This is a genomic window from Streptomyces sp. NPDC051664 (genome assembly GCF_044453545.1).
Lineage (GTDB): Bacteria > Actinomycetota > Actinomycetes > Streptomycetales > Streptomycetaceae > Streptomyces.
Genome location: NZ_JBITCU010000060.1, coordinates 1 through 19,161, shown reverse-complemented (window position 1 = coordinate 19,161; position 19,161 = coordinate 1). Strand labels below are relative to the sequence as shown.

The 19,161-nt window shown below is 67.6% G+C and carries 25 protein-coding genes and 1 pseudogene; 9 read left to right on the top strand and 17 right to left on the bottom strand.

Annotated elements, in window-relative coordinates:
* Positions 1-278: 278 nt before the first annotated feature.
* On the top strand, positions 279-842 hold the full coding sequence (locus tag ACIA8E_RS40265; RefSeq protein WP_399306763.1) for a hypothetical protein: 564 nt from the start codon (positions 279-281) through the stop codon (positions 840-842).
* 289 nt (positions 843-1,131) lie between these two features.
* On the opposite strand, the gene ACIA8E_RS40260 is transcribed toward ACIA8E_RS40265, so the two are convergent.
* The 4 genes from ACIA8E_RS40260 to ACIA8E_RS40245 all read right to left on the bottom strand — a co-directional run bounded on the left by ACIA8E_RS40260 (position 1,132) and on the right by ACIA8E_RS40245 (position 2,851).
* A complete protein-coding gene (locus tag ACIA8E_RS40260) occupies positions 1,132-1,572 on the bottom strand; it encodes a DUF6093 family protein (RefSeq protein ID WP_399306760.1) in 441 nt (146 codons plus the stop codon).
* A 134-nt stretch (positions 1,573-1,706) separates the two neighbouring features.
* The gene (locus ACIA8E_RS40255; RefSeq protein ID WP_399306757.1) at positions 1,707-1,952 is read right to left on the bottom strand and encodes a hypothetical protein; all 246 of its coding nucleotides are present in this window, start codon (positions 1,950-1,952) and stop codon (positions 1,707-1,709) included.
* Between the two features lie 17 nt (positions 1,953-1,969).
* Entirely contained in the window at positions 1,970-2,248 is a 279-nt protein-coding gene (locus tag ACIA8E_RS40250; protein WP_399306754.1) for a DUF6233 domain-containing protein, read from the bottom strand.
* A 429-nt stretch (positions 2,249-2,677) separates the two neighbouring features.
* Positions 2,678-2,851, bottom strand: a complete 174-nt coding sequence (locus ACIA8E_RS40245; RefSeq protein WP_399306751.1) for a hypothetical protein — start codon at positions 2,849-2,851, stop codon at positions 2,678-2,680.
* Positions 2,852-3,012: 161 nt separating this feature from the next.
* On the opposite strand from ACIA8E_RS40245, the gene ACIA8E_RS40240 reads away from it, so the two are divergent.
* Entirely contained in the window at positions 3,013-3,210 is a 198-nt protein-coding gene (locus ACIA8E_RS40240) for a hypothetical protein (protein WP_399306748.1), read from the top strand.
* Positions 3,211-3,429: 219 nt separating this feature from the next.
* The gene (locus ACIA8E_RS40235) at positions 3,430-3,627 is read left to right on the top strand and encodes a hypothetical protein (protein WP_399306745.1); all 198 of its coding nucleotides are present in this window, start codon (positions 3,430-3,432) and stop codon (positions 3,625-3,627) included.
* Between the two features lie 156 nt (positions 3,628-3,783).
* Here the strand turns inward: ACIA8E_RS40235 and ACIA8E_RS40230 are convergent, their stop codons facing one another.
* Positions 3,784-4,017, bottom strand: a complete 234-nt coding sequence (locus tag ACIA8E_RS40230; protein WP_399306742.1) for a hypothetical protein — start codon at positions 4,015-4,017, stop codon at positions 3,784-3,786.
* 240 nt (positions 4,018-4,257) lie between these two features.
* Between ACIA8E_RS40230 and ACIA8E_RS40225 the strand changes: the two genes are divergently transcribed.
* Positions 4,258-5,001 (top strand): hypothetical protein, encoded by a 744-nt coding sequence (locus tag ACIA8E_RS40225; RefSeq protein WP_399306739.1) that lies wholly within the window; start codon positions 4,258-4,260, stop codon positions 4,999-5,001.
* 637 nt (positions 5,002-5,638) lie between these two features.
* Here ACIA8E_RS40225 and ACIA8E_RS40220 read toward each other — a convergent pair.
* The 8 genes and pseudogenes from ACIA8E_RS40220 to ACIA8E_RS40185 form a co-directional block, all read right to left on the bottom strand.
* Complete coding sequence (locus ACIA8E_RS40220) at positions 5,639-5,911, bottom strand: hypothetical protein (protein WP_399306736.1); 273 nt, start codon at positions 5,909-5,911, stop codon at positions 5,639-5,641.
* Entirely contained in the window at positions 5,895-6,110 is a 216-nt protein-coding gene (locus ACIA8E_RS40215) for a hypothetical protein (RefSeq protein ID WP_392749483.1), read from the bottom strand. Before ACIA8E_RS40215 ends, ACIA8E_RS40220 begins: the two co-directional genes overlap by 17 nt.
* Positions 6,111-6,176: 66 nt before the next feature.
* A complete protein-coding gene (locus ACIA8E_RS40210) occupies positions 6,177-6,992 on the bottom strand; it encodes a phosphotransferase family protein (protein WP_399306733.1) in 816 nt (271 codons plus the stop codon).
* A gap of 78 nt (positions 6,993-7,070) precedes the next feature.
* Positions 7,071-7,268, bottom strand: coding sequence for a hypothetical protein (locus tag ACIA8E_RS40205; RefSeq protein WP_399306730.1), 198 nt, complete (start codon positions 7,266-7,268; stop codon positions 7,071-7,073).
* Positions 7,265-7,903, bottom strand: a pseudogene (locus ACIA8E_RS40200) (radical SAM protein); the annotation flags it as partial. The pseudogene ACIA8E_RS40200 and the gene ACIA8E_RS40205, both read right to left, overlap by 4 nt.
* A 12-nt stretch (positions 7,904-7,915) precedes the next feature.
* Positions 7,916-8,380, bottom strand: a complete 465-nt coding sequence (locus ACIA8E_RS40195; RefSeq protein ID WP_399306727.1) for a radical SAM protein — start codon at positions 8,378-8,380, stop codon at positions 7,916-7,918.
* A gap of 157 nt (positions 8,381-8,537) precedes the next feature.
* Complete coding sequence (locus ACIA8E_RS40190) at positions 8,538-8,894, bottom strand: hypothetical protein (protein ID WP_399306724.1); 357 nt, start codon at positions 8,892-8,894, stop codon at positions 8,538-8,540.
* An 83-nt stretch (positions 8,895-8,977) separates the two neighbouring features.
* Positions 8,978-9,418: an ATP-binding protein gene (locus ACIA8E_RS40185; RefSeq protein ID WP_399306721.1), complete on the bottom strand. Its 441-nt coding sequence runs from the start codon at positions 9,416-9,418 to the stop codon at positions 8,978-8,980.
* 190 nt (positions 9,419-9,608) lie between these two features.
* On the opposite strand from ACIA8E_RS40185, the gene ACIA8E_RS40180 reads away from it, so the two are divergent.
* Entirely contained in the window at positions 9,609-10,904 is a 1,296-nt protein-coding gene (locus ACIA8E_RS40180) for a helix-turn-helix domain-containing protein (RefSeq protein ID WP_399306718.1), read from the top strand.
* Here the strand turns inward: ACIA8E_RS40180 and ACIA8E_RS40175 are convergent.
* Entirely contained in the window at positions 10,901-11,443 is a 543-nt protein-coding gene (locus tag ACIA8E_RS40175) for an NUDIX hydrolase (RefSeq protein ID WP_399306715.1), read from the bottom strand. The genes ACIA8E_RS40180 and ACIA8E_RS40175 overlap by 4 nt on opposite strands.
* 266 nt (positions 11,444-11,709) lie before the next feature.
* Complete coding sequence (locus ACIA8E_RS40170; RefSeq protein ID WP_399306713.1) at positions 11,710-11,832, bottom strand: hypothetical protein; 123 nt, start codon at positions 11,830-11,832, stop codon at positions 11,710-11,712.
* 359 nt (positions 11,833-12,191) lie between these two features.
* On the opposite strand from ACIA8E_RS40170, the gene ACIA8E_RS40165 reads away from it, so the two are divergent.
* The 4 genes from ACIA8E_RS40165 (at position 12,192) to ACIA8E_RS40150 (ending at position 16,552) form a co-directional block, all read left to right on the top strand.
* Complete coding sequence (locus tag ACIA8E_RS40165) at positions 12,192-13,517, top strand: integrase (RefSeq protein ID WP_399306710.1); 1,326 nt, start codon at positions 12,192-12,194, stop codon at positions 13,515-13,517.
* A gap of 522 nt (positions 13,518-14,039) precedes the next feature.
* A complete protein-coding gene (locus tag ACIA8E_RS40160) occupies positions 14,040-15,410 on the top strand; it encodes a hypothetical protein (RefSeq protein WP_399306708.1) in 1,371 nt (456 codons plus the stop codon).
* Positions 15,407-16,093, top strand: a complete 687-nt coding sequence (locus ACIA8E_RS40155; RefSeq protein WP_399306706.1) for a hypothetical protein — start codon at positions 15,407-15,409, stop codon at positions 16,091-16,093. The genes ACIA8E_RS40160 and ACIA8E_RS40155 overlap by 4 nt, the downstream gene beginning before the upstream one ends.
* A 24-nt stretch (positions 16,094-16,117) precedes the next feature.
* On the top strand, positions 16,118-16,552 hold the full coding sequence (locus ACIA8E_RS40150) for a hypothetical protein (protein ID WP_399306703.1): 435 nt from the start codon (positions 16,118-16,120) through the stop codon (positions 16,550-16,552).
* 224 nt (positions 16,553-16,776) lie between these two features.
* Here the strand turns inward: ACIA8E_RS40150 and ACIA8E_RS40145 are convergent, their stop codons facing one another.
* Together ACIA8E_RS40145 and ACIA8E_RS40140 are read right to left on the bottom strand one after the other, a co-directional pair.
* Positions 16,777-17,583: a phosphotransferase enzyme family protein gene (locus tag ACIA8E_RS40145; RefSeq protein ID WP_399306701.1), complete on the bottom strand. Its 807-nt coding sequence runs from the start codon at positions 17,581-17,583 to the stop codon at positions 16,777-16,779.
* 128 nt (positions 17,584-17,711) lie between these two features.
* Entirely contained in the window at positions 17,712-18,767 is a 1,056-nt protein-coding gene (locus ACIA8E_RS40140; protein ID WP_399306699.1) for a LacI family DNA-binding transcriptional regulator, read from the bottom strand.
* Positions 18,768-19,161: the final 394 nt, after the last annotated feature.

Here is a 19,161-nt window from a genome sequence, read left to right as displayed (position 1 = left end):
GAGCTGCAGATACTCCTCGCCCTCTGGACCGGCGCCTGCCCCACCTGCCACCGCGACATACCCACACCGATACGAACCTGACCAAGCCCTACTAGTGTGATGCGCCGGAAATCACGGGCCGATGGGTCGGAGTTGATCGGTGGGTTCTCCACCGGATTCCGGGCGCACGCGTCTGATCCGCCATTGAACGTGTTCAGTAATGGGCCTAGGGTGGCGGCGAGATGCCCGCGGATGCTTGTAGCGCGACTTGCGTGGGCAGGGCCGGGTCGGGGGTCGAGATGGCGCAACTGTTGGGCAGACGTGAAGCCAACCGGGTGGGGTCAGCGCCGTCGTCGGTATCGATGGCTGTGCTGTGTGTGGTCATTACCGCGTTGGCGCTGGCGTGGACCGGACGGCTCGCCAGTCTCCCGACGGGAGGCGCGCTGCTCCCCCTCACCCTAGTGGTCGGGCTGCCAGTGCTGTTGGGTGCGAGCGCGCTGCTGACCGCCGCATACATCCTGCCGACTGTGGCCCTGGGGCATTGGTTCGGGCGCCTCGCAGGGCACGGGAGAAGGTGGTGGTGGGTGGCGGCCAGCACAGCACTGGGACTTCTGCCCGCAGTCGGCCTGCCCACGATGGCCCGAATGTCGCAGAGCGGGATCCATGAGTGGCGACAACTCGCCATGGACGGGTTGCTGTTTGCGGGTGTGCTTTGGGCCGTTACGGCGCCGGCCTCCTTTGCCGTCCACATGACCGTGCTGCGTGAAGACGCAGGACGTCCGGTTCGGCCAGTTGGTGACATCCTCCTCTGGGGGACCCTCGGGTTGTCCATCGAACTCACCGCGTTGTTGGCACACCTCTGAGCCGTCGCCGAAGGCCCAGGAGTCCTAGCTCAGACACCCCCGCTCACGTCCTCGCGGCCGTGGCGGCCTGCTCGTCGTGTTCGCGGAGCATCCGCATGACGGTGGCGGGTGAGGGATGAAGTGCAGCCATTCCGAGCGATTCGGCGTGCATGTTTCTAACGAAGTCTGGCCGGGCTCCCCGGTCACCGGGTCCAGCACGGGCTGGCCGGCGGTGCGGGAGATCCGCACCGTATCGGTCAGCTGCGCCTCCAGGTCGGCCCTGGCCTGCGAAAGATCCAGCGGCACCGGTTCACGCCCCGGTGGTCTGGGTGACCTCGTCCAGCCACGTCGTGCGGACGACGGCGAGCGAGTTGGCGTCGGAGATGTCCATGACCCGCCACACCCTGTTGATCAGGCACGGGTCCTGCGTGGCCACGGTGACGCGCACACGGTCCTCACGCGACGCGAGCGGGACGTCCAGGGGAGTCAGGAGCCGGTAGGGGTTACGGGTGTCGTCGGCGTACGCCTGTCCCTCCAGAGACAGGACCGGGCCGGGACCTCCGGCGGAGAAGATCGCACCCGCACCCGTGTAGAGGATCTGATCCGGGCCGGGGTGGTACTCGCCGGAGTCCGGGTCAAGAACCGGCTCCCCGGCGCGGAAGATCTCGACAGTGTCCACGAGGATGCGCGTCTCGACGATGGGGGCGATGGCGGCAAGCGACAGCCCCTCAGAGGGCGGAGGAGTGCTCATACGTTCGAGCGTAGGGCGGTGCACGGACGACTCCCGGCCCCAGGCGGCTGTCGCGTGCCAGCGGCCCCTGACCGATTGGCATCGAAGGTTGACCACCACGGATCGAGATCGTGAGAACGGCCAGGGACCGGCGGTCAGCCGAGCCAGAAACGCCAGCGGGCGTGAGGCGGTGCGCAGTCGCCGGAGGCGACGGCTGTCCAGTAACCGCGCTCTATAGCTTCCCGCTGCTCCGTCCCAGTCCCCGACGAGAGCACCACGTAGTTGCAGTTTGGACGGACGGCTTGGGCGGCGAACCAGCCGAGAGCCCCAGCAGCCAGGGCCGTGACAGTGCAGGCGATGAGGAGAAGCCGACGGGTGCCCGCGGGTATGGGAGAGATCACGGGCGCATCGTACAGAGCTATCCGAGCACCCCAAGCTCAGTGTCTGGTCGGCAATGGATGTAGGCCCGCATCCCGTCGGCGAGGGCGGCGAGTGCCTGCTCCCGGGTGATGACTCGCTGGCGCTTCCCCGCCGCGTAGCACCCGCCGACATGGACTTCGATGGGTCGGGCGCCGACGCCGATGCCGAGCTCGACGATCCAGTCCGGGGTCGGCGGCCGTCGCTCCTCGCCTTGCTGCCGTTCCCTCTCTCGCTGCTCGGCCGCCACGATCGCCTCGTCGATGCGGTCCACCCACATCGCGTACCAGGTCCGCAGGGTGCGGAGACTTGGCAGGTCGGGGGGAAGATCGAACCTACGTTCGAGTCTACGCCGGGCGCTTGAGCGCCATAAAGGGGCGTATCGTTCGGAAGCCGACGAGAGGAGCCGCACAGATGATCGACGCTGACCTGCTGCGATCCCTCGGAGTCGACCCGTCGCAGCTGGACCCCGCCCCACCATGGCCGCCGCTGGCTGGACCGGTGCATGCCCTGCCTCATCGCCACCACCCCACGCGGCGGCCCCCGCGCGCCGCTCGCGGTTTTGCGGGAGGCAGCCGATGAAGCGGGCGTCGACCTGACCGTTGTGGCCGACGAGTCGTAGCGGTCCTGATCCAGCTGCGGCGAAATACGAGCAGCCGCCGCCGCACCTTCGTTCGGTGCAACGGCGGCCGCGTCGGCAGGGGCGTTACTACAGCTGCCGCTCGATCTTGGATTCCGGGACCAGCTCTTCTTGCTTGTTCTTCTCGTTCTTGACGGTGTACTTAGCCTGTGAGCCCTGGCCCTCGGCGCGCTCGATAAGACCCTGCGCCTGCTGGCCTTGCTGGTTCCGGTACTCCACGCGCTGTCCCTTGGTGTACGGCATGAACTCTCCAAGTCTCGTCGGTGGGAGGCTGGCCCGCTGATTCGGCGGGGGACGCCCCTCCTTGCGCCCGTGACCATCGCTGGGCGCAGTGACAGCTGACCCCCACTTCCACACCACAGCAACCACTGTGGGCCGAATGGAGGACGTCGTAGTCTGCCGCTGTGGACCGCTATCGCGTGACCCTGACGATCGGAGCCCGCACCATCATGCGCGGCTGGTGGTCCGACGAGGCGACGGCCGGGCGGAAGTACACGCGGTGGCTAGGCGAGCGCGGCGGCAGGGAAGGCGCCCGCATCACGCTCACCGACGAGGCGGACGGCGGGCGGGTACTGAAAGCCTGGCCGGGCGAGGACCGCTGACCCACAGCACCACGCCCCTTGCTCCGGCTACGGCCGGGGAAGGAGCACTTTTATACGTCCGTATGGCCTACACGGGGATTTGGGAAAGATCCCGTGACTTGGTTGGGTTGCGTCGTCGCCCGGTCCGCAAGTCCATACGCCAGCTGCCCGGCCGGGCGGCAATCCGCCTCCTACTCGGGGAGGGGGCGGATTAGTACGTTCCGGGGTAGGTGCGCTGGGGTGCAGTTCGACTACCGTTCGGGCATGAACGAGCGCATGCCGGAGTCGGACGAGCGGCTGACATCCGAGGTCAGCGTGGGTACGTCCAGCTTCTGGGCGGGCATCGAGAAGTTCCGCACCGCAGTGATGCTCGCCATGCATCCGGACATCGAAGTCCTGGACGACCGGCTGAACCGGCTATATCGGGGACAGTCGTAACCTGTCGCTCGTATCCGAACGCCGCCTGAACCCGGACGGGTTGTCATACCGGCCTCGTAAGCTCGATACATCAACCCCCGGGCTTGCGGCCCACGACAAGGGGATTGCTTCCCGCCTCGCCCCGAGGACAGCGCCAAGGGGCGAGGCGGAGCTGCGTCAGCCGTCCTCCAACTCCGGGTACTGGACCGCCTGCTTCACGGCCATCTCCAGCTCGTATCTCGACACCCCGGCCGCCTCGGCATGCGCGGTCACCGCAGCCTGGAACGCTGCAGCAGCCTCCCGCCAGGGCACCCACGCCTCATCCGTGTACGGCTCGGCGAGGGCCTTGCGCTGCTCCTCGATGGCGGAACGTTCCAGCTCGATCAGGTCTTCGGGGATGTCGATTGCCACGGCCGGATCGTAAACGGGGCCACTGACAACCGGCCGGAGCCGCGCAGCTCACGGCCCAACCGCTTAATCAGGGTCTCCACGTGGACACCCACGCATATGGGTGCGCTCCACTAGACCACTCGCTTGATCGTTCGGCGCGTCTGCCGCCAGGGCCGCCTAGCGCGGTGGAAATCTGCCGGAGGGTGCCCGAGAGCGGGGCTTCCCCGTCCATTCGCTCGCTTCTCTGAGGAGTAATTGAGCATGAGTACTGAGAACCGCACCCGGTCCGGCATCGGGCCGCTGCTCAGGCAGGGCAGGTGGTGCGTCGGCGGTGCTGCGGCGTCGCTGCCCCTCGTGGTGCTTGGTTTCGCCGAGCCTGCGATTGCGGCCCCGTTGAGCTCGCTGTCGGCGCCCACGACCTCGGTACGTGCCGCCGGCGGCGATGAGTGCCGGGACGGCAGGGGCGATCACGGCGGCGTACCCGGCCCCTTGGGCTACGGCCACGACAAGTGCAAGGTCGGCCCCACCGGCCCGCCGGGCGCCACCGGCCCGCAGGGTCCGCAGGGCGACCCCGGACAGACGGGCGGCACCGGACCGCAAGGCGACCCCGGACAGACCGGCGGCACCGGACCGCAAGGCGACCCCGGACAGACCGGCGGCACCGGACCGCAAGGCGACATCGGACCGCAGGGACCGGCAGCGCCCCAACTGGTCCTCGGTCAGTTCCTCTCGACCCAGATCGTGCACGGCGCGACGCTTACTTGTGCGAGCACCAGCACGGCCGCGTCCAATACAACGTGTACAGGGCTACAGGTCAACGGTCTCGACGTCCGGCTCGACATTAACGAGGCGAACGCCGTCTGCAATGCCATCACCGGTCATGGCTTCAGCTCCGCGATGGGGCTTAACTCCGCCGCGGATCCCCACTTCATCTGGAACGGCACGACATGGGAGCTCAGCTCGATCAACGCCTCGCCGATGGACAACCTCGTCTGCAATCGTTGAGCTGCGAGGTCAACTGGGGACCATCCGCATGCCATCGCGGCTGTTGAGCGGCTACTGAAGGCGGCTGGTGGGTTTCACCGGCTCGGGGCGACGCGGCTGTCGACGCTCCTCTGACGCAGAGCGTTGTCCATCCGAGGCTGAGCAGGCTGCGCTACAGGGCTCGCTGCTCGTGAAATGACCTGACCCTTCCGACCGTGGGCACCCCTAGACGGACGACGGGGCAACGCCCAACCGCTGCGCAAAGCGGTGTTCCCGTCATCCCCCGGACGTAAGTGAGACGGAAGACCGCGAAAGGGCGGCCCCATTGGGACCGCCCTTTCGTCTACCAGCGGTAGCGGAGGGATTTGCACCCTCGGCGAGTCTCCCCGCACTCGCTTTCGAGGTCTGTTCGTGCTGGTCAGCGGCCTGTTCAGGGTCGTTCATTGCCGTTCACGGCCGGGACTGAACGTCGATCCGCAGGATGTGAAGTCCGGCTATGAACATCGCCGAACGGTCATGAACGAGACGGAAACTGAGACGGGATCCACGCTGACCTCCCCTCGGGAGGGCGACCCACGGTCAGTGGGAAGTCGGGAAGACTCAAAGAGCCCCGCCTCCCGGACGGGGGAACCGGGAGGCGGGGCGGCGCAGGGGCTGGTCAGACTTCGAAATAGGCGACGATGACGATCGCTCCGAGGACCGTGACGTGGTAGATCACGCGGGTGGTGCCTTCGGTGTACTCCCGCAGCGGCACGTGGCCCTCGCGGGTGGGGCGTTCGGGCCCGATCTTCGGGTCCATGGATATGGTGACGATCGCCCGGTCCAGGCGAACTAGGTCCGACACCGACAGCTTCGCCAGGCCTGGTTCGCACTCCGGCGTGAACGCGACCTGCGCGCGTCGGCCGGGGGTGTGTTTAGGCGACACGGGCATCGCCGCCGGTCCCGGTCACGTCGATGCCGTGAGCGGCGAACAGCTCGATGCGCTTGGTCTCCCAGTCGCTGGACAGGTCGATGCCGTTCTCGGCGATACCGCGCAGCGACGCCGCCAGCAGCGTCTTGCCCGCCTCGTCGGCCTCTGCGGCCTGCTCCAGGATGGGCGACTTCTCGTCGTTGTCGAACACCAGCCGCATGCCTATCCCCTTCACTGCCTCTTCCCCTCCGTAAGGTACGCCCGCATCGGTGCGGGCGTCTGTGGTTCAGCCCAGTCCCGACCAGTAGCTGCACCACTGCTCCGCCTTGCGGGCCATGTGCTGCTTCCACGGTTCGGGGTCGTGCTCGGTGATGCTCTTCCACAGCCGCGCGTTCGCGGCCGAGAACGACGCCACGTCGTCACGGTCGGCGCCCTGCCAGGCCGGCAGGGCGCTGCACACCTCGTCGGCCTGCGCCGCGGTGTGCCCGGCCTCCATCAGCCGAAGGATCAGGACGACCGGGTCGACCCACGCCGGGCCGACCGTGGGCCACGCCCAGTCGATCAGCCAGTCCCGCGTGTCGCCGAGCAGGACGTTGTGCGACGCGAAGTCCGTGTGCAGCAACGTCCGTCCGCCTCCCCAGCGTTCGGCCGCGCCGGGGTCGGCGTGCGCCGCCCAGCGTTGCTCGACGGTCCGCACCACGTGCGCCGGCGGGGTGTCGACCTGCGCCAGCTCGCCCGCCAGCCGCAGGACGCGCGGCAGGTCGGGCGAGCCGGGGCCGTAGTCGGCGTGACGACCGCTGGCGTACTCGAACCCGAGGAGGTCCCACCCCCCGTCCTGGACGCGCCACAGGATCGTGGGCGCCAGGCGGGGGGCCACGTACGGGTTGATCGCGGCCTCGCGCTGCTGCGAGGGGTGCTGCGGGTGATCGGACGGCATGCCCTTGACGAACAGGCGCTGCTCGGCCGTGAACACGCACGCGGCGATCTGGGAGTTCTTGCCGCCCGAGACGGTCTCGACCTTTATGACCGGCCCGGTGTGGGCTTCCACAGCGTGGTGGACCTGCTCGGGAAGGTGCTCCCAGTCGATGCGCGACATGGACATGTGTGGCGCCGTTCCTATCGGACGAATCGGGCGGGGCCGCCCCGGCGGGAAACTACCACCGGGGCGTCCCGCAGACTCCTAGTACGGGTTGTCGTCGCTCGCGCTGCAGTTGCACATCGTGGTCTCCAGGAACCCGTCCAGGTCGCCCACGATGATCACCTCGTCGTCACCGACGGTGCCGGGAAGCTCGGCCCCCAGCGGCGGCAGGCTCTCCGCGTCCGCGTCGGCCGTCACCTCGGGCGGCCGCTTGCCGATCTCAACCATCGTGATGGTCATGTGTTGTCCCTCTCTGTGTGCTGGCAGTAGCTGACGAGTGGCGCCTTGGCCTCCTGGTAGAGCTTGGCCAAGGGCCTGCAGGTCCGGCAGGTGCCGGACAGGGCGCAGCCGGAGCAGCCTCCGGTGCGCTGCATCAGGGAGTCCGCGATGCCGCCAAGGCGTCGCAGACCCTCCACGCCTTCGGTCATGAGGTCGATCTGCGGATCACGGCCGATCTTGCAGATCGACGCCTGCCCGAATGGGTCGGCGTGGAAGAAGGTGTGGCCGGCGTTGCAGCCCTTGAAGACGCGGCGGGCCTTCTCGTACCGGATGGACTGGGTGGCCAGTACCGACCCGTCGCCGCCGATGGTCGGCGACATGTTGCCGTAGACGTTGTGCGGCCCGTACTTCTCGGCCAGCGCCTCCATCTCGGCGACCTCGTGCTGGTTCTCCTTGGCCACCACCACGTTCATCCGCATCGGCAGCCCGGCCTCGCGTGCGGTGTCCAGGCCGCGTATGAACCGCTTGAAGCTGCCGCGGCGTTTGGTGATGGCGTCGTAGGTCGCCTCGGTGGCCCCGTACACGCTGATCGTGAGCCGATACGGGGGACGCCCCCGGAACAGGTCCTGGATCAACTCGGCGCTCAGGCGGGACCCGTTGGTGGAGACCTACATCATCATGCCGAGGTCGTAGGCGTAGGCGTACACCTGCGGGAACCACCGGTCGATCAGCGCCTCTCCGCCGGTGATCTGCAGATACACCACGCCGGCGTCGGCCATGATGCCGAGGAGCTGCTTCTGCTGCTCCCAGCTCATGCCCTCGAACCGCTTCTCGCCGAGGTAGCAGAACTCGCAGTCGTAGTTGCAGCCGAGGTTGATCTCGTAGGACGCGCGGACGTACCCGTACGGCGACGCCTTGCGGACCAGGATCGACTGGCCGATTCTGCAGTCTGCCAGGTCCGGGCCCCACGCCTGGCGGACAGCGTCGGCGGCCCGCTGCGGGACCGGGGTGTTCGGGTGTGCGTCGGCCAGCTCCTTGAAGCGGGCGGCGCCCAGGCGCAGCCCGTTGTGCTGGCCGGGGCGCAGTAACAGGTGCCCGTCCATGAACGGGCTGGCGATCAGAGCGTGCTGCATATCCCCTCCTTTGCCGGTGAACCCGTCCGACCGCGTCGGGGAGGCGACGCAGCCGGGCGGGTGCTGGAAGGAAGAAGGGCGGTTCCCCTCTTCCTCAAGCCTTGTTTGAGCTGCATTCAGAGTTGGGCGCAAGACTTTTTTCGGACAACACTGCAGGTCAGAGCCTTGCAGGCCCCACTTGGCGCGGGTCCGCTGGCGCCCCGTCCGCCCGGAGGATCGAACCGATCGGCACCGCCGACGTCGGGTCCGACAGCGCAACCACCGCAGCCTCCAGCCGCTGGGGGTCCGCCCCCAGGAACCGCGTGGTCGCCTCCGCGATCGCGTCCGCCAGGTGCGCCCGCATCCGCGCCTCGTGCCGGTTCAGGGCGATCTGGACCGCCGCCGCCTCCGCACTGGGGATCAGGTCGCTGGTGACCCGCTGCCTCGGCTGCACACCGAACGTCATCATCAGCACGAGCTGCCCGCGCTCCTGATCGAAGGTCACACGGAACGGCATCTCAGCTGCGGGATTCACGGCAGGGCTCACATTCGACGTCGACGGGTACAGGCCGGAACCGGCCCGGCGGCGCGACGGGGGGCGCACCACCGGACCGGCGCTCATGGGGTGGGCGTCCGGGAGACGGTCGCCCACACGGTCTTGCCGACCGGGTCACGGTGCCGGGCCCCGAAGCCAGAGGCGGCCGCGCGGACCAGGAACAGCCCCCGGCCGCTCTCCGCGTGGGCCAGCGGAACCACCGGCCGCGGCGGGTTGCGGCTCGGGTCGGACACCTCCAGCAATAGCTCCGCACCGTCGTCAGTGACCTGCCGGTGCACCAGGTGGCGGTTGTCGCAGTGCCGGATGGCGTTGGTGACCAGCTCGCTGGTGATCAGGACGGCCGTGTCCACCGCCTCCTCGGGCACCTGCCAGCCGGTCAGGGTCGAGGTAACCTGCCGGCGGGCCTCACCCACCGCCTTCGGGCACGGCGTCAGCCACAGATCCCAGGTCAGCGCGGTCAACCCGTCGTGCGTGGATTCGTCATGCGTAGTAATTGCGGGCACAGTGCTCCCCCTACGTGGGGGCGTCGCCCCCGTCGAGGTATCCAAGAGGTCACACCGCCGAAGCGGTGCGTGCCGAGAGCGTCCCGCCGCAGGTGAATCCGTATGAAGGCCCACGTGGTTACCCAACGTGGGTAACATTGCGAGGCGTCAGATCTCCCTCACTGTGTGCGACTCGGGCGAGGCGGTGCCGATGCCAGCGGCTGAAGGGCCACGAGAGCTGCCACCCGCGCTCCTCGCCGACCCAGAGATGATCCGGGCCTGCAGGACACGGGACTTCGTCACGATCTTCACCCTCGTCCGGCGTCGCGCCGGGATCTACCCCTCGCGTATCGCCGCGTTATGCGGCATGACCCCGAGCCGTGTCGGAGAGATCGCGGCCGGGCGACGCAAACTCGCACACATCGACGTCATCGAGCGCGTGGCAGACGGGCTGCGCATCCCCGGCGCCATGCTCGGCCTCGCGCACCGCCCCTGGGAGATCCCGGCCCAAGCCACCGTCACCGAACCCGAGCCCCAACCGGCGCCCCCGCCACCGGCCACCCCTGTCGCCGATCTGGACAGCATCCTGAACCTGGTCGACGCCGCTCAAGTCACCCGCTCCACTCTCGCCGCCATCCAGTCATCGATCCAGGACTACTGGCGCCGCGACGACCAGCACGGTCCCGCCGCTCTGCGCCCCGCAGTCGTCGGCCAGCTGCGCCACACCCAACAGCTGATCGACAACGCCCGTGAAAGCCCACTACGGCACGGCCTGCTCACGCTTGCCGCCGAGCTTGCCCGGCTCGCCGGATGGGCGTACTTCGACGCACGCCAGTTCAGCACCGCTCGCACCTACTTCACCCAGGCGCTGACGATGGCCCAAAGCGTCGGCGACCGGCAGTTCATCGCCAACGTCCTTTCCTCCATGAGCCTGCAGGCCACCTACGAGGGCGATGCCACTGACGCCGCCGCGCTGGCGTGCGCGGCGCAGGACACCGCCCGCGGCACCGACAGCCCGGACCTGGTGATGGCCATGCTGCACATGCGGGAGGCGTTCGCCCACGCCACGCTGCACGCTGGCAACGACTGCCACCGATCCATCGCCAAAGCACGCGCGCACTTCGAACGGGCCGACCACGCCAGCGCCCCACAGTGGGTGCGGTACTTCGACGAGACCAAGCTGATCGTGGACACCGGCATCGCTCTCGCGCAGCTCGGCGAGCACCGGCAGGCCGAGCCGTTGATCGCCGAGGGCCTGCGCCGCGAACACCGCGACCAGCAGCGCGGCCGCGCCTTTCACGCCTTCTGGCTGGCCTCCACACAGCTGCGCAACGGCGCCTTGGACCAGGCGTGTTCCACTGCGTCGCTGGCCCTGGACCTGGCGACAAACGTGGACTCCCCGCGCATCGTCGGTCACGTGCGGGAGTTCCACACCCACCTGGCCGCGCACGCTCAGGAAGCCCCGGTGATCGCCTTCGAGGCGAAGATGCGTGAGGCGTTCTCCTAGGCCCTGGTCGCCTCGTCCAGCAGGAAGTACAACAGGCCGATCAGGGAGCCGCTGGACACGATCTCACGCCGGTCGATCATGCCCCGGATCTCCGTCATCGGGATCCACTCGATCCGGTCGGTCTCATTGACCTCCGTCGGCGGGCCCCCATAAATGCCTGCCTCGGCGCGGAACACGTAGTGCTCGGAGTCGGTGATGCCGTTCGCCGGCTGCCCGTAGATCAGTGGCTCCACGGCCTTGACCTGCCAGCCGGTCTCCTCTTCCACCTCGCGGATCGCGGCCTGCTCCGGCGTTTCCCCGGCCCCGTCCTCGATCAGGCCCATGGGCAGTTCCCATGCCCACGTATCGGTAATGAACCGGTGCCGCCACATCATCAGCACCCGCTTTTGGTCATCAACCACGACGGCGACGGCCAGGTGCCGAAGCTTGACCACATGGTGCTCCCAGCGGCGGCCATCCGGCTGCTGCACATCCGTCAGCCAGAGGCTGACCCACGAGTTCTCGTAGATAGGCCGTTCACCGTGGATCTGCCACTGCATGCTGCTGCCCCTCTCGCGCCCTTTGATCGACCCCCAGCATGTCAGCCGAGCTTGGCCGCTGCCTCAACTCCAGGATGCAGGAGCCGGATCAGGCCCGTGTCGCCTCGGGCGCATCTGGGCGGGGCCCGAACGCCCGCCCGTACCGCGGGCGGGCGATCGGCTGGGCCGGAGCCTTAGCGTTCGCGGGCTGCGCGCATGCTGGCTTCCAGCGCGGCCATCAGGTCCATGACGGGCACCGGCTCCTTCAGCTCCGTCGGCTCGCCGCCCTACTGCTTCGCATCGACCAGCTGCTCCAGCGCGGCCGCGTACTCGTCGTGAAGGTCCGCGATGTCTACGCCGACAAGCTGGTCCATCAGCAGCTCGGCGAGCTCCAGCTCCCGGTCCGTCACGGGTGAGGCCGACGACAGATCGCCCGGCTCGCGGATCTCCTCCGGCCACAGCTTCTCTAGCCTTCCTTGAACTGTCGGTTCCGGGGCGGAGAGAGCACTGCATTGGACAACAAACCATGTTCCTGGACGGTCGACTTCTATGACTTGCGGAGGGAGCTGACTTGTCCGGCCACGGACGAGTGCCTCCGCGTGCACGGGGACGTACACACTTGGGCGAGGAGGAACGGGGCCCGCCAGGGCACGCCGATTCTGGTGGCGCCAGACGGTACGGCGGACGCACGGATCAACCTGTTCTTCCGGATCGGCCCGGTCGCCTCGCGGCGGCGCGTACGTGGCGGCGGTACGCCTTTTCTCTGGCGGTGTGGCTGGACTTCCTCGAAGCCTACGGACCTCGTTGGGACGAGGCAGCTCCGGAAGACTTCGATGCCTTCAAGCACTGGCGGATCACGGACGACCGCAACATGGGCCGAGTGCGGCCGACGTCATTCGACACCGATCGCGCGGGGCTGAACACCTTCTACACCTGGGCCTCGCAGCGGTACGGGGTGGCGAACCCGGTGCCGACACGGTCTGTCGAACCGGCCCCGCAGGAATGGAGTGGGCCGGGCCCGCCACGGGATCCCGCCCGCCCGGCGGGCTCACCGCGCCGACAGGTGAAGTGGCTGCTGCGGACGGCTTTTGAGCAGTGGCGGGATGTCGGATTGCGGGGGTACGACTTCGACGGCCACCGCCTGGAGGGGTGGCGCGGATTCAACGAGGACCGCGATGCGGCGTTCGTGGACGGTCTATACGGCACCGGGCTCCGGCTGGCCGAGTGGGCGAGCGTCCTGGACGTCGAGCTGCCCACGGGGGATGCGGCAGGCCGGTTTCCGAAGGCATGGCTGGCCGCAGCCTGCATCAAGGGTGGCAGGGCAGGACGGAACTACCGGATCCCCCGCAGCGTGCTCAAGGGCATCGCCGCCTACATGGACCCGCTGGAGGGATCGCGCGCCCAGGCGATCGAGCGGGCCCGCCGCCGCGGACGCTACGACCGGCTGCGAGGGTTGACCCTGGTCACCGGCCACAGCCGGCAGGGCCGGAGTCTGTATCTGCTGACGGAGACGGGTCGCACGCCGGTGCCGCTGGATGTGCTCGATCCGGACGAAAGGAGATGGTTGTTCCGTCGCACCGAGGACGGACTGGAGCCGCTGGCGCTCTGGCTCGGCAACGACGGGCTGCCCAAGCAGGCCCATGGCTGGGAGAAGACCTTCCAGCGGGCCAACGAGCGCATCCGCCAGCAGTGGGCCGCCGCGCACGGCACCGACGGACAGGACTGTCCGTTGTGGGCTCGCCCCCATATGGCCAGGCATTCCTTCGCCTTGAAGTGGTTCACGATCTTGTCGGCCGTCTGGAACCAGCAGGTGGAGGGCTTCACCGATAGCGAGCGACGCGACCTGCGCGAGCAGTTGGGAGATGTGTGGTTCCAGCTGGCCACGCTGCTGGGGCACAGCAGCCCCGAGGTCACGAAGGACTGGTATCTGGAGCCGTTCACCGGGCTGCAGTTGGACTACATCCTGTCCCTGCTGGACGGGGAAGAGCAGGCGGCCGTCGATGCGCTGCTGCACAAGGCAGCCGCCGACAGCGGCCGGGTCTTGCAGGCCGCGTCCGTCTCGGCCTTCGCTGTCGGCGGGGGTGCTGAGCGGTGAGAGAGCGAGGCCGCAGGGCGGTCCTGCCAGGAAGAGACTGGGAGCCTCCCGACCGGCTGGTGATCACGCCGAAGGCGTGCACGGTGCTCTTCACCGAGGAGAACGGTCGGCGCTCGAAGACCTTCGACTTCACCACCCTGCCGCTCAACTTTGAACTTCAGGTGTGGCTGGCCACGGCCTTCGCCCGTGCCACCGGCCCACGGGGCGGCGCCAAGAAGGTCAGCACGGCCAACGGCTACTTCGATGTCGTCAGGGCGTTTGCTTCCGTCCTGGCTACGGCACAGCCTCCGCCGGCCCGGCCACAGGAGATCACCATCGCGCACATCGCTGCCTTCCGACTGGCGCTGACCCCAGCCACGTTCCATCACCGGATCCACAAGTTGCGGAGGCTGATGCGGCAGGATGACGCGTTGCGGCCGGAAGTCCGGCGGGCCGTCTGCGAAGGCCGACTGCACCGTCGACCGCTGCCGAAGATGCTCGCCTACACCGACGCCGAGCGGCAGCAGATCCTCACTGCAGCCCGTGGTGACGTCCGCCGGGCGCGAGACCGGATCCGCGCAGGCCGCGACCTGCTGGCCCGGTATCGCCGCGGCGAGCTGCCACCGGGCAGTGCCGAGAGGGGGGGTGGGCGAAGCGCTCGATGTTCTCGATCGCACCGGAGCCCTGCCCCGCCTTGCCTGTGGTCAGCTGCCGGATCGACTTTGCGCACTCGGCGGGGTGAAGCAGTTGATGCCGATGCTCTGCCTGAGCCGGTTGGAGGCAGCCGCATTCTCCGTGCTGCTGGTGGATCTCACCGGGGAAAACCTGGGCACCGTCATCGACTGGCCGGCAGTCCACTTCCGCCCCGACGGTGTACAGGGCAGTACGCAGGTGGCGCTGGTTGAGGAGACCAAACCTCGCCGCGGACCGTCCCGGGAGCACATGGTGATCGCGATCGAGGACCTCCCGGCCAGCCTGGCTGGTGTCGTTGAAGGGAACGGCGAACATCGCCTGTTCCGCTCCCCGCTCCGGGTCTATCAGTTGTTGCTGGACCTCAGCGCGCTTGCCCGCAAACACGGCGGGCTGTCCATGGCCTTCTCGTATGTGACGGTCAAGGGCGAAGCAGAGAAGTGGCAGGCCAACATGAGCTCCGGGTACGTCGGCGAGTGGGCCGTCAGGCATGGCTTCTCCCGAGCGTCACGCGGTGGCTCTCCTGCTGAGGAGATGGTGGCTCCGGTGGCGGACCAGGGGCTGGTGTCCGGGGGCAGCAAGCCGTGCGTCAATGTCCAACGCCTCCGGCAGACCGCGCTGGAGCGGCGTCGACGCCCGATTGCTCACTCGTCCAGCACCTTGAATGACTACTACCTACGGCGCAGTCCGCAGGTGTTGGACGAGAGCCGCAACATCGTGCGTGAGGCTCTCGATGGCGAAGTCGCCAAGGCCCGGCGCGTGCTGGAGATTCCGGTATTCACTCGCGGCTTCCTCGATCGGGCCAAAACAGATCTGGCCGGGGCCGCCGCGGAGATGAGAGTGGACACTGAGACGTTCCAGCGCATCCTCGCCGGCGATCAGGACACCGTCCTGGCTTCGTGCACCGACCACCGCAACGGCCCGCGCACGTCGCCGGGAACCGTCTGCGACGAGTCGTTCCTGCACTGCTTGAGCTGTCCGAACGCCCGTGCCCTGGCTCATCATCTGCCCGTCCAGGTCACAGCCTACGATCGGCTCGCCACGCTGCGGGCGGACCTCGAACCGCACGAGTGGGACTCTCGCTACGGCGAACCCTTTGCCCGCCTCACCGACCTGTCGCGCCACTACAGCCCTCAGGACCGTGACGACGCCCGCAGCCGCGTGCCATCGGAAGATCGTAACCGTGTCGCGGCCCTGCTCGACGGGAGACTTGATCTGCGATGACGACGAGCACCGCCGCTTCTTTGAACCAGGTGCCGTGGCCACACCCCGACACCGTGGTGCTGCGCGGACGGCCCCTGCACCCGGCGGCCGATACAGGGTCGCTGTCCCGGTTCCGCGACGAGGTGTGGTTCACCCGTTCCGCTGATGTCGACAACTACCGGCACGCACCGAGCCTGCACTTCAGGCACTATCCGGCATCGCTGCGAGCATCCTTCAAAGCCTTCGCGCTGGCCGTCTTGGACCACGAGTGGCCCGCGGCCTTGTCTTCCGGCTCCCCGGGCGCACAGGCGAGCTTGTCCTCGCTCTACATGTGGGTCACCAGGCTGCAGTTGCTTGCCGCGTGGATGGACGAACGCCGCATCCCCCGGATCTGCGACCTCACTGCGAAGGACATGGATCTCTACCGGGCGCACGTTATCGCGGTGGCACCCACTGGCGATCGCCGCGCCGATCTCCTGCACGCCGTCCGGGCTCTCGGGGCTTACCGCGACCGCTTGCCCGGACCATGCCGGCTGCTACCGGAGCGGCCGTGGGGAGATGCCACCGCCCGCCAACTGGCGGGCCAGACTGGGGTCGACCGCTATAACAAGACGCCGCGCGTTGCGGGACCGCGCCCGAGCACAGGCCGAACGGCTAAACGCACTGATCATCCGCCACGAGAACACGCGTCCGGCCAGCCATGACACCGAGAAAGTGAGCACGCGACGATGAACCGTACGCCACGCGACCGTGCTGCTGAACGCTCTGCCATCCAAGCTGCTGCAGACCGACTGCTTGCCGGCACTCCACTGCACTCGGCTTCTGGCAAGCTCACCGCGACCGAGCTGATCAACGAGTCCGGGCTGCGGCGTGATGTCGTCTACGAACACCGTGATCTCGTCGACGACTTCAAAGCCCAGGTCAAGGCCCGGCACAGCGTTCCCGAAGTGGCTCAGAAAATGGCCGATCACGCTGCCTCCCTCAAGGCTGAGCTGAAGGACGTCAAAGCGGACCTCCAACGTGAACGCGACACCAACGCCTACCTGAGGCGTGTCATCACGGAGCTGTCCATAGAGCTGGAGCAGTCCCGCCAACAGGGCACCATCGGCCTCGGTGTTACTCCACTTGTTCGACATCCCGTGAGTTCTCGGGAGCCCCACTGAGTCCTGGTGCGCGTGGCGATCTCCGTGCGCGAAGGAGCGATCTCCTAGGCGACGCTGCTCGAGCCCCTGCGCTCAGGCTCGCACAAGAAAGCCACCTGCACCGCTTTCCGCGAGGTCGGCCGCGTGATCCGCACCCTGCAGCTGCTGCGCCGGCTGACTACGACCGCGAAGGTCCGCGATCAGCCATGGGTATCCAGACCGTTGCGATCGAGTGCTGCGCGGATCTAGCTGAGCCACTCTGTGCCCAGCTGGCGCCCGTTCGGGAGTTGGTCGCCTCGATCCCAGCGCCACGTTGTGATCACCGCCAGCACGAGGATTCGGCACTCACGCAGCAAGTCTCGATTGACACCCGGATAGTGCTCGCTGACTTCTTCGGGCGCATGGGCGAGGTCGAATTCGACGGGCCCACGGCAACACGTCTCAAGGTCTATGAACAGCAGCCCGTTCTTCGTGTTGAGCACGTTGCCCGGGTGCGGCTCGCCGTGCAGCAGTTGCTCGGCGCCGCCGCGCCCGCCGATCACTCGTCTCAGGCTTCGTAACGTGTTGCCGAGCAGCTCCCGGTCCGTGTCGGCGAGCGCCGGAGTGTGGTCGCGGTTCGCCACGAGTTGTTGAGCCTGCTCGACTCGATCCGTGAAGTGCGGCGTCGGGACATCGAGCTTGCGCATGCCGGCATGCAGTCGCTCCAGCGCATTGGCGTAGTCGGCTACTGAGACCTCTCGAGGTGTCACGGGTTCGTAGTAGGTCCATAGCGTGACCGTGAAGCCATCACGTTCATAGACGCGTGGCTCCACTCGAGGCTCGAGAGCAGCCACAGGGCAACCGGATTCGGCGAGCCGCTGAGCAAGCTCGACTTCGAACTGTGCGACCTGATGCGCTACAGGCGCCACCCGGGCCAGAACATCACAAGGCAGCAGACGCAGAGTGAGCTTGTTCGAGTCATGAAGAACGATCACCTCGTTGACTGTCAGGCCAAGTGATGAGGCGGTCGACATTGCCGCGGCCACCGCACGTGGGACCTCTGACGCCTGCATCGTCGCCTGGCCCCTCTCCCTTGAGCGCTGCCCTGACTTTCCGAGCGGTGCAACCTGCGCACCGTACCAAGTTGTCGATACAGAGCCCCAGGGCCCGCCTCACTGATAGCCGCTGTAGGGACGTTGCCTCAGGCGGATTTCCGCACGACCAAACGTGTCGGGGTGACCACAGAGGACAGCGGAGGACTGCCGTCTCGCGACGCGGGCTCGTTCGATGTCCGCTTGAACAGCAGCCGGGCCATCAGGCGCCCCATGTCCTCGATGTCTTGGTGCACGGTGGTCAGCGGTGGCTCCGTCGCCTCGGCGATGGTCGCGAGGTCGTCGAAGCCGACGACCGCCACGTCCTCCGGTACGCGGCGCCCGCGTTCGCGCAGCACGTGCAGGGCACCGGATGCCATGAGGTCCGATGCGGCGAAGACCCCGTCCAGGTCGGGGCACCGGTCGAGGAGCACGGTCATGGCGTCGGCGCCGCCCTGCAGCGTGAAGTCACCCTCGGCGATGAGCTGAGGTGGGGTGTCGAGGAGTACGTCCCGGTAGCCATCGAGGCGGTCGATCGCGGAGGCTTGGTTGAGTGGGCCAGTGATGGTCCCTATACGTCGGCGTCCCAGCGATACGAGATGCCGCACGGCATCCCGGGCGCCGCCGCGGTTGTCGGCGTCGACGTACGTGTAGCTGTGACTGCGGTGGCCGGAGCCGACGGCCGGACGACCGCCGAAGATGGCGGGCAGGCCCATGTGCTCGACCATCGCGGGCAACGGGTCGTCGGTGCGCAGCGAGAACAGCAGGGCGCCATCGACGTGGCCGCCGCCCAGGAAGTTTCCGACGCGCGGATAGTCGTCCGGCTCCTCGATGAACAACAGCACCGGCTGCGCTCCTTGTTGGACGAGTTCTTGCCGGATGCCTCGCAGGTGGCAGTCGAAATACGGGTCCACGAAAAGCCGGTTCTGCGGTTCGGTGACGACGACGGCGACAGCGTTGTTGCGGCGAGTGACTAGGCTTCGCGCGGCTTGGTTGGGTACGAAGCCGAGTTCGTCAACAGCCTGCCGGATGCGTTCGGCGACCGTGGCCCGCACTCTGGGCTCGCCGTTGATCACACGGGACACCGTGGACTTGGACACCCCTGCCCGACGCGCCACGTCCTCGAGTGTGGGGCGATGTCCGTTCGACCGTTCCGTCAACACCATCTCCGATTCGCGCAGTTCCTCGAACGCTGGACACGTTAGCCGTCGACCACCGGCATCAGCAGTTGAATTCCGCCCGGTGCCAGCCCTGTTCGGCCAAGCCAGCCCGGGTGCTCTGATGTAAAGGATCGTGCCGTTCTCAGCGTCGGCCTCATGCACCGACCGGTGCACGCTCATCGAGGCGTCCTGACTCGCGCAGGTCGGCCCAGAGCTGCTCGGGCTCCACTTACACCCCGACAACCTCGTTTCCGACACACGACTTGACTAGGGGCTGTTTCTCGGATCTCCGGACGTGAGTGGGATGTTGGGGCCAGGCTGGCTGTATGGGCCGTGGGGATCTGACGAATGCGGAGTGGGATCGGCTGGAGTCGTTCTTACCTCGTGGTGGTGCGCGTGG